This window comes from Microbacterium sp. PAMC21962 (assembly GCF_019443465.1).
Taxonomy (GTDB): domain Bacteria; phylum Actinomycetota; class Actinomycetes; order Actinomycetales; family Microbacteriaceae; genus Microbacterium; species Microbacterium hominis.
The window spans coordinates 160,442-174,870 of sequence record NZ_CP080381.1; the positions used below are offsets into that span (position 1 = coordinate 160,442).

Here is a 14,429-nt window from a genome sequence, read left to right on the forward strand (position 1 = left end):
CGGGGGAGCATACCCGGCCCCCTTCTCCGTGCCCGCACGATCTCCGTACCCTGGACCCATGCACAGGCCGCGCCGCGTACGGGTCGGGGACATCGCCCCCTGGGTCGTGACGGCGCTCGCCGTGGTCGGCGGCATCGCCGTCGCGACCGCCGTCGCGGTGGCGGGGACGGCCGGCGAGGACCCGCGCCCCACCGCGGACGCCGCTCCACCCGCGGCGACGGCGCCGGCCGCGACGGCGGCGGGCACAGCGGCGACGGATGCTCCCGCGGATGCCCCGGAGAACATGACCGCCTACGACATCGCCGCCCTGCCCCAGATCGACGTGTGGTCGGTGACGCCCGGCATCCCCGTCGACGATGCGCCCTTCGCGCCGATGACCGGAGAGCTCGCGCGCCCCGTGACGGCGGCGCCGATCTTCGCCGATCCCGCCGGCGAGCCGCTGGGATACCTCCCGCGCGACGCCGCCTACGGCGGGACGACGGTGCCGGTCGTCGTCCGCCAGCAGCACTGGGTCAAGGTCCTGCTCGCGGGCCGGCAGGGCGTTCCGCCGGACGGCAACCCCGCGCAGACGGTCGGCTGGCTGCGCGCCGCGGATGTCGAGCTCACGCCCGTGACCGCGTACGTGGAGGTGCACCTGGCGCAGCACACGATCGACATCGTCTCGGCATCCGGTGTCGAGCGGGTCGCCGACGACTTCGCGTGGGGTAAGCCGTCGACGCCCACGCCGGTGGGCCGCACGTTCGTGATGCTGACGCGCGTCGTGCCGGAGTTCGCGTACACCCAGGGCCATCCGCTCGTCTACCTGGGCGTGCAGTCGTCGTCGATGGCCGGATTCGACGGCGGCACGGTCGCGGTGACCGCGTTCCACTACTACCGGGAGCGCTCGGGAGCGACGTCGTTCGGCTGCATCTATCTGGACGGGGCCGCGACCGATCGGCTCGCGCAGCTGCCGCCGGGAACACCCGTCATCGTCTCCCCGTAGGATGCCTCGCGCGCGCTGCCGTGTGCGGGCCCGCCGGGTTGTGCACAGGCGGACGGAGACCCCGAGGCGAGGTCGCTACGATGACCGCGTGCGCTTCGACTTCGACGGTGAGATCTTCCGCTGGTCCGCCCGACGGGAGGACTGGTACTTCGTCGAGCTGCCCGCCGCCGTCAGCGCCGACATCCGCGAGCTCCCGCGTCCGCCGCGCGGATTCGGCGCCGTGCGCGTCGACGTGGTCATCGGCGGCTCGCAGTGGCGCACCTCCGTCTTCCCCGACGCGGAGCGCGGACGCTACGTGCTGCCGCTGAAGCGAGCGGTGCGTGAGGCGGAGGGCATCGACACCGCGGGCAGCGTGCGTGTCCGACTCGACGTGCTCCATGGCTGACGCGGCCGTGGTCCTCGTCGCGGCGGCCTACCTCGGGGCGGCAGTCGTCGGCGTGGTCCTCGCCGTCGTCGACCTGCGCACGCATCGCCTGCCGAACGCCATCGTCCTTCCCGCGCTCGCCGTCACCGTCGCGCTGCTCGCGGCATCCTGCCTGCTCGGCGCGCCCTGGAGCGCGCTCCTGCGGGCGCTCACGGCCGGCGCCGTGCTGTTCGTGCTCTTCCTCCTCCTGCGCATGCTCGGCGGCGGGGCGATGGGCGGAGGCGACGTCAAGCTCGCCGCGCTGGTCGGCGTCCTCCTCGGCTGGGCCGGGTGGTCGGCGGTCGTGCTGGGCGTCCTCGCGGCCTTCCTGCTGGGCGGCGTCGTCGCCGTCGCGCTTCTGGTGACCCGCCGGGCGAGCCGGTCGACGCGCATCCCCTTCGGGCCCTTCCTCGTCGCCGGAACCTGGATCGGGGTCCTCGCCGAAGGGGTGTGACCCCGGCCGGTCGCTGTCAAGGCCCCGCGGCCGGCGGAGGTCGCCGCCTATCCTGGCGGGATGGACATCTCCCGCGTCATCGCCCGCGCGCTGTCGCTGACGCCCGTCCGCGCGTTCCTGCGCTACGGCGAGCGGCGCGGCGCGATGCTGGCCGACAGCGTCACCTATCGGACGCTCTTCAGCGTCTTCGCGGCGGCGCTGCTGGGCTTCTCCGTCGCGGCCCTGTGGCTCTCCGGCGACCCGCAGGCGTGGCAGGCGCTCATCGCGGCGGTCGACCGGGCCATCCCCGGCCTCGTGGGCGAGAACGGCCTCATCAAGGTGGACGAGATCGACCTGTCGGTCGGCCTCTCGGTGGCCGGCGTGCTCTCGCTCATCGGTCTCGTGGGCGCGGCGATCGGTGCCATCGGGTCGCTGCGCACGGCGATGCGCGTCGTGTGCGACAAGCTCACCGATGACGTGCCCATCTGGATCGTGCTCCTCCGAAACGTCGGTCTCGCCGTGGCCGTCGGCGGCGCCCTGCTCGCCTCCGCGGTCGTCACGATGCTGGGGACCGCCGGCCTGGACGTCGTGGCACAGTGGCTCGGTCTCACACGCGAGGACCCCGCCATCGCCTGGGGCACGCGGGTGCTCGCGATCGTGGTGACCTTCGTTCTGGATGCCGCGGCGGTGGCGGTCCTGTTCCGCGTGCTCTCGGGTGTGCGCGCCCCCGCGAAGGCGCTCTGGACGGGCGCCCTCTTGGCCGCGGTGGGGCTCACGGTCCTCCAGCAGCTGTCCGGGCTGTTCGTCGGCGGCGCCGCGTCCAACCCGCTTCTCGCGTCCTTCGCGGCGCTGATCGCGCTGCTGCTGTGGATCAACCTCTCGGCGCAGGTGATCCTGATCGCCACGGCGTACATCTTCACGCTCGTCGAGGAAGGCGACGACCGCGTACGTGCGCGCCACGGCGCCGCGACGTTCGCTCAGCGACGCGTGCGCTCCGCGGAGAACGTCCTCGCTCTCGCGGCCGCCGAACTCGAGGAGGCCCGGCGGGCGGAGCAGAAGGAACGTGACGGCGCCGGAGCGTCCTGACGGTCGCGTGTAACGGCCAGGTAAGAGCCGCGTGAAAAGACCCCCGCCGATGTGCATCGGGCGGGGGCGCACGTTAGCGTGTGAACTGTGTCAGAACCCGAATCTGTGACCGGTCCCACCTCCGTGCCCCACCCGCTCCACGCGACGCACCCGCTGGCTCTCGCGCCGGTGACCGGTCCGGCGAGCTCGGTCGACGGATTCGTCCGCCAGTTCCTGCGGAACCTCAACTACGAGCGGGGCGTGCCGCTGTCGGCATCCAGCCCGAACGACCGCTACTTCGCCTTCGCGATGACCGTGCGCGACTACCTCATGGCGCGCTGGCTGGAAGACCTGCGCCGTCAGCGCGTCGCGCAGGCGAAGGGCGTGTGCTACCTCTCGGCGGAGTACCTGCTCGGCCGCCAGCTCGACAACAACCTGCTCGCGAGCGGTCTGACCGAGATCGCCACCGAGGCGATGGCCGCCTGCGGCATCGACATCGACGAGCTGCGGGCGCAGGAGGTGGAGCCGGGCCTCGGAAACGGCGGTCTGGGACGCCTCGCCGCGTGCTTCATCGACTCGCTCGCGACGATGGGCGTGCCGAACGTCGGCTACGGCATCCGCTACGAGTACGGCATCTTCCGTCAGACCTTCGTCGGCGGTCAGCAGGTCGAGCAGCCCGACGCGTGGCTCACCCTCGGCTCCCCGTGGGAGTTCCCGCACCCCGAGGCCGCTCGCCGCATCTCCTTCGGCGGACACACCGAGACCTACGACGACGACGGCGTCATCCGCAACCGCTGGGTTCCGGGCTGGCACGTTCAGGCGGTGCCCTACAACTACATGGTGCCCGGATACCTCAACGGCCGCGTCAACACCCTGCGGCTGTGGAGCGCGAAGGCCACAGACTCGTTCGACCTGCGCGTCTTCAACTCCGGCGACTACGAGGAGGCCGTGCGCGCCCAGACGTTCGCCGAGAACATCTCCAAGGTCCTCTACCCGGAGGACTCCACCCCGCAGGGCAAGGAGCTGCGCCTCCAGCAGCAGTACTTCTTCGTCGCGGCATCCATCGGCGACTTCCTGGAGAACACGCTGCCGGACGACTTCGACCTCGAGAAGCTGCCCGATCGCGTGATCTTCCAGCTCAACGACACCCACCCCGTCATCGGCGTGCCCGAGCTCATGCGCGTGCTCATCGACGAGAGGAAGCTCGAGTGGGATGCCGCGTGGGCGATCACGCAGCAGTGCTTCGCGTACACGTGCCACACGCTGCTGCCCGAGGCGCTCGAGGTGTGGTCGGTCGACCTGCTCGGGCGCCTGCTGCCGCGGCATCTGGAGATCATCTACCGCATCAACGAGGAGTTCCTCGACGCGGTGCGCGAACGCTACGGCGACGACGAGATGCGCATCCGCAACATGTCGATCATCTCCGAGTTCCCCGAGCGGAGCGTCCGGATGGCGTACCTGGCGACCGTCGCGGGCGCCAAGGTCAACGGCGTGGCCGAGCTGCACTCGCAGCTGCTGCGCGACAAGGTGCTGCCCGACTTCAACGACTTCTTCCCGGGCAAGTTCACCAACGTCACCAACGGCATCACGCCGCGCCGTTTCGTGCGGCTCGCGAACCCGGGGCTCTCCGAGCTGATCACCGAGGCCATCGGTACCGGCTGGCTCACCGATCTCGAGCGCCTGCGTGAGCTCGAGACGTACGCGGAGGATCCGCAGTTCCGTCAGGCCTTCGCCGACGTGAAGGCGGCGAACAAGCGGCGCCTCGGCGAGGTGCTGCGCGCCCGTGACGGCTTCGAGATCAGCGATGGCCACATGCTCGACGTGATGGTCAAGCGCCTGCACGAGTACAAGCGCCAGATGCTGAAGCTGCTCCACGTCGTCACGCAGTACGAGAGCATCGTGTCGGGCCGGGTCGCGGCATCCGAGATCCTCCCGCGCACCGTGATCTTCGGGGCGAAGGCGGCTCCGGGCTACGTGATGGCCAAGCGCATCATCCACCTCATCAACGCCGTCGGCGAGGTCGTCAACGCCGACCCGCGGGTCGAGGGGCGCCTGAAGGTGCTGTTCCCGCCGAACTACAACGTCACCCTCGCCGAGCGGCTGATCCCGGCTGCCGATCTGTCCGAGCAGATCTCGCTGGCCGGCAAGGAGGCCTCGGGCACCGGCAACATGAAGTTCGCGCTCAACGGCGCGCTGACGATCGGCACCGACGACGGCGCGAACGTCGAGATCCGCGAGCTGGTCGGCGACGAGAACTTCTTCCTCTTCGGCATGAGCGAGCCCGAGGTGGAAGCGTTGTGGGCCCGCGGCTACAAGCCGGCGGACTTCTATCAGCGGGACGAGAACCTCCGCCGGGCGATGGATCTCATCGCCTCCGGCGCGTTCTCGGGCGGCGACCGCAGCGTGTTCGAGCCGATCGTGTCGAACCTGCTCTACGACGACCGCTTCATGGTGCTCGCGGACTATTCCTCCTACGTGGCCGCGCAGGCACGGGTGGATGCGGCCTACACCGATCAGGATGCCTGGACGCGCTCGGCGATCCTGAACGTCGCCCGCTGCGGGTTCTTCTCGTCCGATCGCTCGATGCGCGACTACATCGAGCGCATCTGGCACACCCCGCCGATCCTCTGACGCGGGCGCGTCTCGGCTCGCTGCGCTCGCTCGCTCGACGACCGGCCCGCCCCGCGTCCCGGTCGTTGAGCAGGAGCGCAGCGAGTCGAAACGCGCCGCCGCGCGCCCTGCCTGCCCGCAACTGCAAGGCGCTCTGACCGACACGCCGCCTCCGCGGGGGATGCGGCGGCGTGTCGCCCGGCATCCCTTGCATTTCGGCTCGCGACGGGGCCACGGCACACAGCCGCGGCCACGCGCCGCGCCGCGCCCCGCCCCGCGTCCCGGTCGTTGAGCGAGGAGCGCAGCGACGAGTCGAAACGCCCCGCCCCGTCCCGTCCCGTCCTCAACTGCAAGGCGCGCTGACCGACACGCCGCCTCCGCGATGGTTGCGGCGGCGTGTCGCGCGGCATCCCTTGCATTCCGGCTCGCGGCCGGGCCACGGCACGCAGCCGCGGCCCCGCGCCACGCCCCGCGTCCCGGTCGTTGAGCGAGGAGCGCAGCGACGAGTCGAAACGCCCCGCCCTGTCCTCAACTGCAAGGCGCTCTGACCGACACGCCGTGTCCGCGGGGGATGCGGCGGCGTGTCGCGCGGCATCCCTTGCATTTCGGCTCGCGACCGGCCCAGGGCACACAGCCGCGGCCGCGCCCCGCAGCCGCCGCGCCCCGCCCTGCCCCCGGTCGTTGAGCGAGGAGCGCAGCGACGAGTCGAAACGCCCCGCCCCGTCCTCAACTGCAAGGCGCTCTGACCGACACGCCGTGTCCGCGGGGGATGCGGCGGCGTGTCGCGCGGCATCCCTTGCATTTCGGCTCGCGACCTGGCGACGGCAAATAGCCGCGCCCCGCCCCGCCCCGCCCCCGCCCCGCCCTGTCCGCAACTGCAAGGCGGGCTGCCCGGCACGCCGTGTCCGTGGGGGATGCGGCGGCGTGTCGCCCGGCATCCCTTGCATTTCGGCTCGCGGCCGGGCCGCGGCACACAGCCGCGGCCACGCGCCGCGCCCCCCCACGCCCCGCGTCCCGGTCGTTGAGCGAGGAGCGCAGCGACGAGTCGAAACGCGGTGTCAGCGGGCGTAGCGCTCGACGAACGCGCGCAGGAGGGCGCCTGTGTGCACGACGGGCAGCCGCCGCACGGCCGCGAGCGTGAGGTCGAGCTCGCCGGGGCCGAAGTAGCCGTAGTCCGCGTAGGCGCGGATGCGTGTCGAGATGCCCTCGACGTCGCATTCCGGGTGGAACTGGGTGGCGTACACGTTCCGGCCCACCCGGAACATCTGCACGGGGCACGCCTCGCCACGCACGAGCAGGGTGGCCGACTCCGGCAGTCGCGAGATCGCCTCCTTGTGCCCGACGAACGCGGTGAACCCGTCGGGCAGCGTCGCCAGCAGCGGGTCGTCGCGCCCGGCATCCGTCTTCTCCACCTCGATCACGCTGATCGGCTCACGGTAGGTGCCGTCGATGACCGCCCCCTGGTGCGCGCCGACCGTGCCGACGCCGTAGCAGGCGCCGAAGAACGGGAAGTCGCGGGCCACGACCTCGTCGAGGAGCCCCGCGATCTCCGCTTCGACCCGCCGCTGCACGGGGGACTTCTTCTCGAGCGGATCGGAGGCGTTGAAGGGGCCGCCGCCGACGAAGACGCCCGAATACTCGTCCAGATCGACCTCGCCGAGGGGCCCCGCCTCCATCCGCACCCGCACCAGCTCGTTCGCCGACAGTCCCGTGAAGCGGAGGAAGAGGGCGTACTCCTCGTCGGCGGGCAGATCCTCGGCCCGCGTCGCCAGCAGCAGGAACGGCTTCATCGCCGGCCCTGCTCGATGTAGGCCGTGATCGCCGCGAGCGTCGCCGCGACGGCGGGGTTGCGCGGGCCCTCGTCGCGCGCGACGGCCCAGTACGCGAGCGGGTGCGCGTAGGCGCCGTCGAGCACGCGCACGAGGCGGGGGTCCGCATCGCCGAGGAAGTCGGGCAGGATGCCGACGCCCGCCCCGGCCGCGGTCGCCTCGACATGCGCGAAGACGCTCGTCGAGCGCACCGACGCGGGGGAGTCGGGCAGCTCCTGGAGGGCGCGATCGAGCTCGTCGACCTGCAGCGAGCTCTCCACGTAGTACACGAGCGGGTGGGCGGAGAGGTCGGCGACGGCGGCGGGGGTGCCCTGGGCGGCGAGGTAGTCGGGGGCGGCGTACAGACGCAACGCGTAGGAGCACACCGGCGTCGCGTACGCGCGCAGCACCTGCGGCCGGCCGACGACGATCTCCAGGTCGACGCCGGAGCGGTTCTGGCGCACGCGCTGCGTCGCCGACAGCAGCTCCACCGCCAGCTGGGGGTGCTCGCGTCGGAGCGCGGTCATCGCGGGCGCCAGGAACACCGACGTGAAGGCGTCGGGGGCGGAGATGCGCACCATGCCGTGCACGGCGTCGGTGTCGTCGCCGTCGACGAGCTCCCGCAGCGAGGCCTCGATGCGCTCGGCGATGGTCACCGCGCGGTGACCGAGGTCGGTGACCTCCCATCCGCCCACCGTCCGCACGAGCACGCGCCCGCCCATCGCGCTCTCCAGTGCCGCGATCCTGCGGGAGACGGTCGAGTGGTTGACGCCGAGCACCTCGGCGGCGGCGGTGTAGCGGCCGAGGCGCGCGACCGAGAGGAAGGTCATCAGCGCGTCCAGCGGCGGGTCGGGGGGAGCGAGGGGCATGCCGACGAGTGTGCACCAGTGCACACCAGTGGTGCAAGTTTGCCGCTGACGTGTGCATTGATCGATGACTCGCGGCTGCCTACGCTGACGGTGGCGGCCCTCGAGGACGACGGCCGCCGCCCGCGACGACGACCGTCGCCGGTCGAAGGGAGCTGTCATGTCCACGATCGCCTTCATCGGACTCGGCCACATGGGCGCCCCCATGTCGGCCCACCTGGTCGCCGCGGGCCACACCGTGCGCGGCGTCGATCTCAACCCCGCGGCCGCAGCGTCCGCCGCCGAGCGCGGGGTGCAGATCGTCGCGTCCGTGGCCGCGGCGCTCGACGGCGCGGATGCCGCGATCACGTCCCTCCCCAAGCCGGAGCACGTCCGCGCCGTGTACGGGGGAGCCGACGGCATCCTCGCGCACGCGGCGGCATCCACTCTTCTGCTCGACACCTCCACCGTCGATGTGGAGACCTCCCGCTGGTGCCACCGGGAAGCCGCGGACCGCGGTCTCGCTTTCGTGGACGCGCCGATCTCCGGCGGCACCGCGGGAGCCGAAGCGCACACGCTGACCTTCATGCTCGGGGGCGACGCCGCCGACGTGGAGCGGGCCCGGGGGATCGTGGCGCCGATGGCGGGCAACGTCATCGGCTGCGGCGAGGCCGGTGCGGGCATCGCCGCGAAGCTCGTGAACAACATGATGCTCTTCATCTCGGTCATGGCGGTGTCGGAGGGCTCCCAGCTCGCGGAGCAGCTGGGGCTCGACCCGCAGGTGTTCTGGGACGTCGCCCGCGTCTCGTCCGCCGACTCGTGGGCGCTGCGCACCTGGTACCCGGTGCCGGGCATCGTGGAGAAGGCGGCCGCGAACAAGAACTTCGACGCCACGTTCTCGGTCGACCTCGCCCGCAAGGACTGCGGCCTGGCCGTGCAGGCCGGCGACGACACCGGCGTGCACCTGCCGGCGGCGCGTCTCGCGCTGAGCCAGCTCGACGAGCTCATCGCCGAAGGACTCGGAGGCAAGGACTGCACGCTCGTCGCGCGCTTCGCCTCGCCGGACGGCACCCTCCGCGGCTACGACCCGGCGCGCGACGGCGCGGCCGCCGTGGCCTGACCCCCCGTACCTGCCCGCCACCGATCCCGAGAGAGCATCCTCATGAGCATCGCCTCCACCGCCTCGTCAACCGCCTCGTCCACCGCCGGGACTCTCACCGCCATCCCGCACGTCGTCGGCGGCGCACGCGTCACCGGCGACGGTCGGACCGGTCCCGTCTTCAACCCCGCCACCGGCCGGCAGACCGGAGAGGTCGCCCTGGCCTCGGCCGCCTTCGTGCACGAGGCGGCGCGCGTCGCCGCGGCCGCGCAGCGCGGATGGCGCGACACCGGCCTCGGCAAGCGCCAGCAGGTGATGTTCCGCCTCCGCGAGATCGTCGCGGCACGCGCCGAAGAGCTGGCGCGCCTCATCACCGCCGAGCACGGCAAGACGGTCGACGACGCGCTCGGCGAGGTCGCGCGCGGACTCGAGAACGTCGAGTTCTGCACGAGCCTCATGCATCACCTCAAGGGCGACTACTCCGAACAGGTCGCCTCCGGCGTCGACGTCCATCAGGTGCGCCAGCCCGTCGGGGTCGTCGCGTGCATCACGCCGTTCAACTTCCCGGCGATGGTTCCGCTGTGGATGGTGACGACGGCGATCGCCGCCGGCAACGCGGTCATCCTCAAGCCCAGCGAGCGCGACCCCTCGGCCGCCGTCTGGCTGGCCGACGCGTTCGCGGAAGCCGGTCTTCCCGCCGGCATCCTCAACGTCGTCCACGGCGACAAGGAAGCCGTGGACGCCATCCTGGACGATCCGATCGTGCGCGCCGTGTCGTTCGTCGGCTCGACGCCGATCGCGAAGTACATCTACGCGCGGGCCGCCGAGAACGGCAAGCGCGTGCAGGCGCTCGGCGGGGCGAAGAACCACATGATCGTCATGCCGGATGCCGACCTCGACGCCGCCGCGGATGCCGCGGTGTCCGCCGCCTACGGCTCGGCGGGGGAGCGTTGCATGGCGGTCTCGGTCGTCGTCGCGGTCGGCGACGTCGCCGACCCGCTGATCGCGAAGGTCGCCGAGCGCATCGGCGGACTCGTCGTCGGCGACGGCACCGACCCCGACAGCGACATGGGGCCGCTGATCACCCGCGACGCCCTCGACCGCGTGAGCGGGTTCGTGGCGGGCGCCGCCGGCGAGGGCGCGCGGGTCGTGGTCGACGGCCGCGACCTCTCCGTCGACGCGGACGGGTTCTTCATCGGCCCCTCGCTCGTCGACGGCGTCACGCCCGGGATGCGCGTCTACGACGAGGAGATCTTCGGCCCGGTGCTGTCGGTGGTCCGCGTCGCGAGCTACGACGAGGCGGTCGCCCTGGTCAACGGCAACCGCTACGCGAACGGCACGGCGGTGTTCACCCGCGACGGCAAGACGGCGCGACAGTTCGAGTACGACATCGAGGTGGGCATGGTCGGGGTGAACGTCCCGATCCCGGTCCCGATCGGCGCCTTCTCGTTCGGCGGCTGGAAGGATTCGCTCTTCGGCGACACGCACATGTACGGGCCGGAGGCGTTCAACTTCTACACGCGTCGCAAGGTCGTCACCACGCGCTGGCCCGACCCGAGCGAGAGCCAGATCAGCCTCGGCTTCCCGACGCACTGAGCCCCCGGCGATAGGCTGGGAGTCCACATTCCGCTTCATCGTCGGAGGTACACCATGGCGATCGCACGACTGCACGGAGGCCCGCTCGACGGGCAGGTCCTTCCCCTGGACGACGAGAGCCAGGACCGCCTGATCATGCCCTACAGCGAGACCCAGATCGTCTACGAGCGCGCCGGGGCCGCGGAGAACACGGGCGAGGGCGACGGCCCGACGTCGGCCGACTTCCACTTCGTCGAGGCCGAGGACGACATCGATCCCGACCCCGACGGCCGGGACGAGTGAGCACGGAGCCCTCCCGCTCGCTCGAGATCGAGCTCACCTTCGACGTCCACGGCGACACCCCGCTGCCCGACCTGTCGGGTCTGCCGGGTGTCGCCGTCGTCGACGGTCCGGATCGGCGCGAGCTCGACGCCCGCTACCTCGACGTCGAGGGCTACGCGCTCGGTCGCGCCGGCTATGCCGTCCGACGTCGCACGGGAGGTCCCGACGCCGGCTGGCACATCAAGGGGCCGAAGGGGGCCGACGGCGGCCGCATCGAGACGCACTGGCCGCTGGACGGCGCGGGCCTCGACGACATCGCGGTTCCGGATGCCGTGGCATCCGCCGTCGCACACCTCGTCCCGGGGGCTCTCGCGCCCATCGCGCGGATCCGCAACGACCGCCACGCCTATCTGCTGCGCGACGCCGACGGCGGCGTCGTCGCCGAGTTCGTCGACGACCACGTGATCGCCACCGATGAGCGCCGGCGCGTGGAGACCAGGTGGCGCGAATGGGAGTTCGAGCTCGGCCCCGCGGCGCCGACGGCACCCGCCGCCCGCGCCGCCCTGCTCGCGGCCGCCGCCGCCGCGGTCACCGCCGCGGGCGGCTGCCCCGCGGCATCCGACTCGAAACTCGCCCGCGCGCTGGGTCTCTGACGCGCCTTCGTCCGTCCCGTGTGGGCGGTATCGCGCCGCGATCGCGACATCGCGGGACGGACGAACGCGCACGGATGCCGGAAACCACTGACGCCGCCCCCGGCTTCGGATGGGGCGGCGTCAGTCGCAGGAGTCAGCGTACTCCTGGGCTCACAGGTTGATCATGTGACCGGCGAGGCCGTGGAAGGCCTCCTGGAGCGCCTCCGACAGGGTCGGGTGGGTGTGCACGTTGCGCGCGAGCTCGAGGGCCGTGAGGTCCCACTTCTGCGCCAGCGTCAGCTCGGGCAGCAGCTCCGACACGTCGGGGCCGATGAGGTGGCCGCCGACGAGCTCGAGGTGCTCGGCATCCGCGATGAGCTTCACGAAGCCGACCGGCTCGCCCAGGCCGTGGGCCTTGCCGTTGGCCATGAAGGGGAACGTCGCGACCTTGTACTCGCGGCCGGTCTCCTTGTACTGCGCCTCGGTGTAGCCGAACGAGGCCACCTGCGGCGAGCAGAAGGTCGCGCGCGGCATCATGCGGTAGTCGCCGAGCGCCATGGTCTCGGCGCCGCCGATCGTCTCCGCGGCCACGACGCCCTGCGCTTCCGCCACGTGGGCGAGCTGCAGCTTGGCCGTGACGTCGCCGATGGCGTAGATGCCCTCGACGTTGGTGCGCATGAAGTCGTCGATCTCGATGGCACCGCGGTCGGTGAGCTTCACGCCCGTGTTCTCCAGGCCGAAGCCCTCCACGCGGGGGGCGAAGCCGATCGACATGAGCACCTTGTCGGCCTCGATCGAGCCCTGCGCACCGCTCTTGTTGTCGGTGTAGGTGACCGTGACCTTGTCGCCGCTGTCGACGACCGACTCGACCTTGGTGGAGACGAGGATGTCGACGCCCAGGTTCTTGTACTGCTTCGCGATCTCCTTCGAGACGTCCGCGTCCTCGTTCGGGAGGGCGCGGTCGAGGAACTCGATGATCGTGACCTTCACGCCGTAGTTGGTGAGGACGTAGGCGAACTCCATGCCGATGGCACCGGCGCCGACGATGACGATCGATCCCGGCAGGTCGCGGGTGAGGATCTGCTCCTCGTACGTCACGACGTTCTCGCTCAGCGTCACGCCCGGCAGCAGGCGCACGGTGGAGCCGGTCGCGATGATCACGTTGTCGAAGGTGACCTCTTCGGTCGACCCGTCCGACTTCGTCACGGTGATGGCCTTGGGGCCCGTGAAGGAGCCGCGACCCTCGAACTCGGTGACCTTGTTCTTCTTCATCAGGTAGTGGATGCCCTTGACGCGGCCGTCGGCCACGACGCGCGAGCGATCCCACGCCTTGCCGAAGTCGAGCGTGAACTCACCCGAGATGCCGAAGAACTCGGACTTGTGCTTCAGAGTGTGGGCGATCTCGGCGTTCTTCAGGAGCGCCTTCGAGGGGATGCAGCCGACGTTGAGGCAGACACCGCCCCAGTACTTCTCTTCGATGATGGCGACGGACTGGCCGAGCTGAGCGGCGCGGACCGCCGCGACATAGCCACCAGGGCCGGCACCGAGGACGACGACGTTGAAATGAGGCATGGTTCCAGCCTAGTCCTCGGGGGTGGGCGCGGACCGCCGCAGGAGCACCGCCACGAGTGCTCCGAGCGCCGCCGCCACGGCGATGCCGAGGACGATCCAGACCAGCACGGGAACGCCCCCGTCCGCCTCCGCCGACACCGCCGCGGAGGGCGAGGCCGCGGGAGTGCTCGGTGCCGTCTCCGACCCCGCCCCGGCGGTGCCGACCGTGAAGCTGTACTGGCCAGAGACGGGATGGCCGTCGCTGGACACGACGCGCCAGATCACGGTGACGGCGCCGCTGGCCGTGCCGGACAGCGGCTGCGTCAGTCGCGTTCCGTCGAGGCGGGGGTCGCCGTCGGTGAGCGAGGAGCCCGCGGCATCCGTCACGACGACCTCGGTGGCTCCCGGCTCGTCCAGCAGCACCCCGCTGAAGGTCATCGTGAGCTCGTCCGGCATCGCGTCCACCTGGGCGCCCGCGGCGGGGGAGGAGCCGATGAGCTCGTCGTGCGCCCACGCGGGCGTGGCGACGGCGAGCGACAACAGGCCCGCGAGCAGGGCGGAGAACGCGAGGGCGAGCGGGCGGAACGTGTGAACTCTGTGTGACATCACCCTCCCGAGCCTATCCGCGGGTGTCGCCGGGGCGCCCCGCGTCCTAGCATGGCGGCAGGCGGGCACGCCGCTCGCCGTGACCGGGAGGACGGTGCGTGATGGACGCCAGGATGATGGATGCCATGTCGGCGGAGATGACCTCGATGTCGGGCATGCCGGAGATGGATGCTGCCGTGATGCAGGCGTGTATGGACGCCTGCGCCGCGTGCGAGCAGGCGTGCACGATCTGCTCGGTGCAGATGATGGACGGGCACATGATGGACTGCGCCTCGGCCTGCATGACCTGCGCCGACATGTGCAACACGATGATGCGCGCGATGCTGCGGATGCCGGGGATGACGCCGGCGTCGATGATGGCGATGCTCGACGCCTGCATCGCGATGTGTCAGACCTGCATGGACATGTGCATGATGCACGCGGACCAGAGCCCCGTGTGTGCGATGTGCGCCGAGGCCTGCCGGGCGTGCATGGATGCCTGCATGGCGGTCAAGGACGCCATGATGGCGGCCGCCTGAGCGGCCCCGCTCTCCCGCAG

14 protein-coding genes are annotated in these 14,429 nt (G+C 71.3%); 10 read left to right on the plus strand and 4 right to left on the minus strand.

The features are described 5' to 3' along the window. Positions 1-58: 58 nt before the first annotated feature. The 5 genes from KY498_RS00750 to KY498_RS00770 all read left to right on the plus strand — a co-directional run bounded on the left by KY498_RS00750 (position 59) and on the right by KY498_RS00770 (position 5,514). A complete protein-coding gene (locus KY498_RS00750; protein WP_191008716.1) occupies positions 59-982 on the plus strand; it encodes a L,D-transpeptidase in 924 nt (307 codons plus the stop codon). A gap of 88 nt (positions 983-1,070) precedes the next feature. Continuing rightward, complete coding sequence (locus tag KY498_RS00755; RefSeq protein ID WP_060958786.1) at positions 1,071-1,367, plus strand: DUF1905 domain-containing protein; 297 nt, start codon at positions 1,071-1,073, stop codon at positions 1,365-1,367. Further along, positions 1,360-1,839, plus strand: a complete 480-nt coding sequence (locus KY498_RS00760; RefSeq protein WP_060958785.1) for an A24 family peptidase — start codon at positions 1,360-1,362, stop codon at positions 1,837-1,839. The genes KY498_RS00755 and KY498_RS00760 overlap by 8 nt, the downstream gene beginning before the upstream one ends. Positions 1,840-1,899: 60 nt before the next feature. After that, a complete protein-coding gene (locus KY498_RS00765; RefSeq protein WP_060958784.1) occupies positions 1,900-2,904 on the plus strand; it encodes a YihY/virulence factor BrkB family protein in 1,005 nt (334 codons plus the stop codon). 105 nt (positions 2,905-3,009) lie between these two features. Beyond that, a complete protein-coding gene (locus KY498_RS00770; RefSeq protein WP_223848946.1) occupies positions 3,010-5,514 on the plus strand; it encodes a glycogen/starch/alpha-glucan phosphorylase in 2,505 nt (834 codons plus the stop codon). A 1,037-nt stretch (positions 5,515-6,551) separates the two neighbouring features. Here the strand turns inward: KY498_RS00770 and KY498_RS00775 are convergent. Both KY498_RS00775 and KY498_RS00780 read right to left on the minus strand, forming a co-directional pair. Next, positions 6,552-7,283 (minus strand): glutamine amidotransferase, encoded by a 732-nt coding sequence (locus KY498_RS00775; protein ID WP_191008715.1) that lies wholly within the window; start codon positions 7,281-7,283, stop codon positions 6,552-6,554. After that, entirely contained in the window at positions 7,280-8,131 is an 852-nt protein-coding gene (locus tag KY498_RS00780; RefSeq protein WP_191009705.1) for a LysR family transcriptional regulator, read from the minus strand. The genes KY498_RS00775 and KY498_RS00780 overlap by 4 nt, the downstream gene beginning before the upstream one ends. A gap of 196 nt (positions 8,132-8,327) precedes the next feature. Between KY498_RS00780 and KY498_RS00785 the strand changes: the two genes are divergently transcribed. From KY498_RS00785 to KY498_RS00800, 4 genes are read left to right on the plus strand one after another with little or no spacing between them, the layout of a single operon-like run. Continuing rightward, complete coding sequence (locus KY498_RS00785) at positions 8,328-9,266, plus strand: NAD(P)-dependent oxidoreductase (RefSeq protein WP_191008714.1); 939 nt, start codon at positions 8,328-8,330, stop codon at positions 9,264-9,266. Between the two features lie 42 nt (positions 9,267-9,308). Next, entirely contained in the window at positions 9,309-10,841 is a 1,533-nt protein-coding gene (locus tag KY498_RS00790) for a CoA-acylating methylmalonate-semialdehyde dehydrogenase (protein WP_061781701.1), read from the plus strand. Positions 10,842-10,895: 54 nt separating this feature from the next. Continuing rightward, on the plus strand, positions 10,896-11,123 hold the full coding sequence (locus KY498_RS00795) for a hypothetical protein (RefSeq protein WP_060958779.1): 228 nt from the start codon (positions 10,896-10,898) through the stop codon (positions 11,121-11,123). After that, positions 11,120-11,755 carry a CYTH domain-containing protein gene (locus KY498_RS00800; protein WP_191008713.1) on the plus strand — a complete coding sequence of 212 codons (636 nt, stop codon included), beginning with the start codon at positions 11,120-11,122 and terminating at the stop codon, positions 11,753-11,755. Before KY498_RS00795 ends, KY498_RS00800 begins: the two co-directional genes overlap by 4 nt. A 150-nt stretch (positions 11,756-11,905) precedes the next feature. Here the strand turns inward: KY498_RS00800 and lpdA are convergent, their stop codons facing one another. Both lpdA and KY498_RS00810 read right to left on the minus strand, forming a co-directional pair. Then, entirely contained in the window at positions 11,906-13,306 is a 1,401-nt protein-coding gene (gene lpdA, locus KY498_RS00805; RefSeq protein WP_060958777.1) for a dihydrolipoyl dehydrogenase, read from the minus strand. Between the two features lie 9 nt (positions 13,307-13,315). Next, a complete protein-coding gene (locus KY498_RS00810) occupies positions 13,316-13,891 on the minus strand; it encodes a copper resistance CopC family protein (RefSeq protein ID WP_191008712.1) in 576 nt (191 codons plus the stop codon). Between the two features lie 101 nt (positions 13,892-13,992). On the opposite strand from KY498_RS00810, the gene KY498_RS00815 reads away from it, so the two are divergent. Continuing rightward, entirely contained in the window at positions 13,993-14,409 is a 417-nt protein-coding gene (locus tag KY498_RS00815) for a hypothetical protein (protein ID WP_191009704.1), read from the plus strand. The last annotated feature ends 20 nt before the right edge of the window (positions 14,410-14,429 follow it).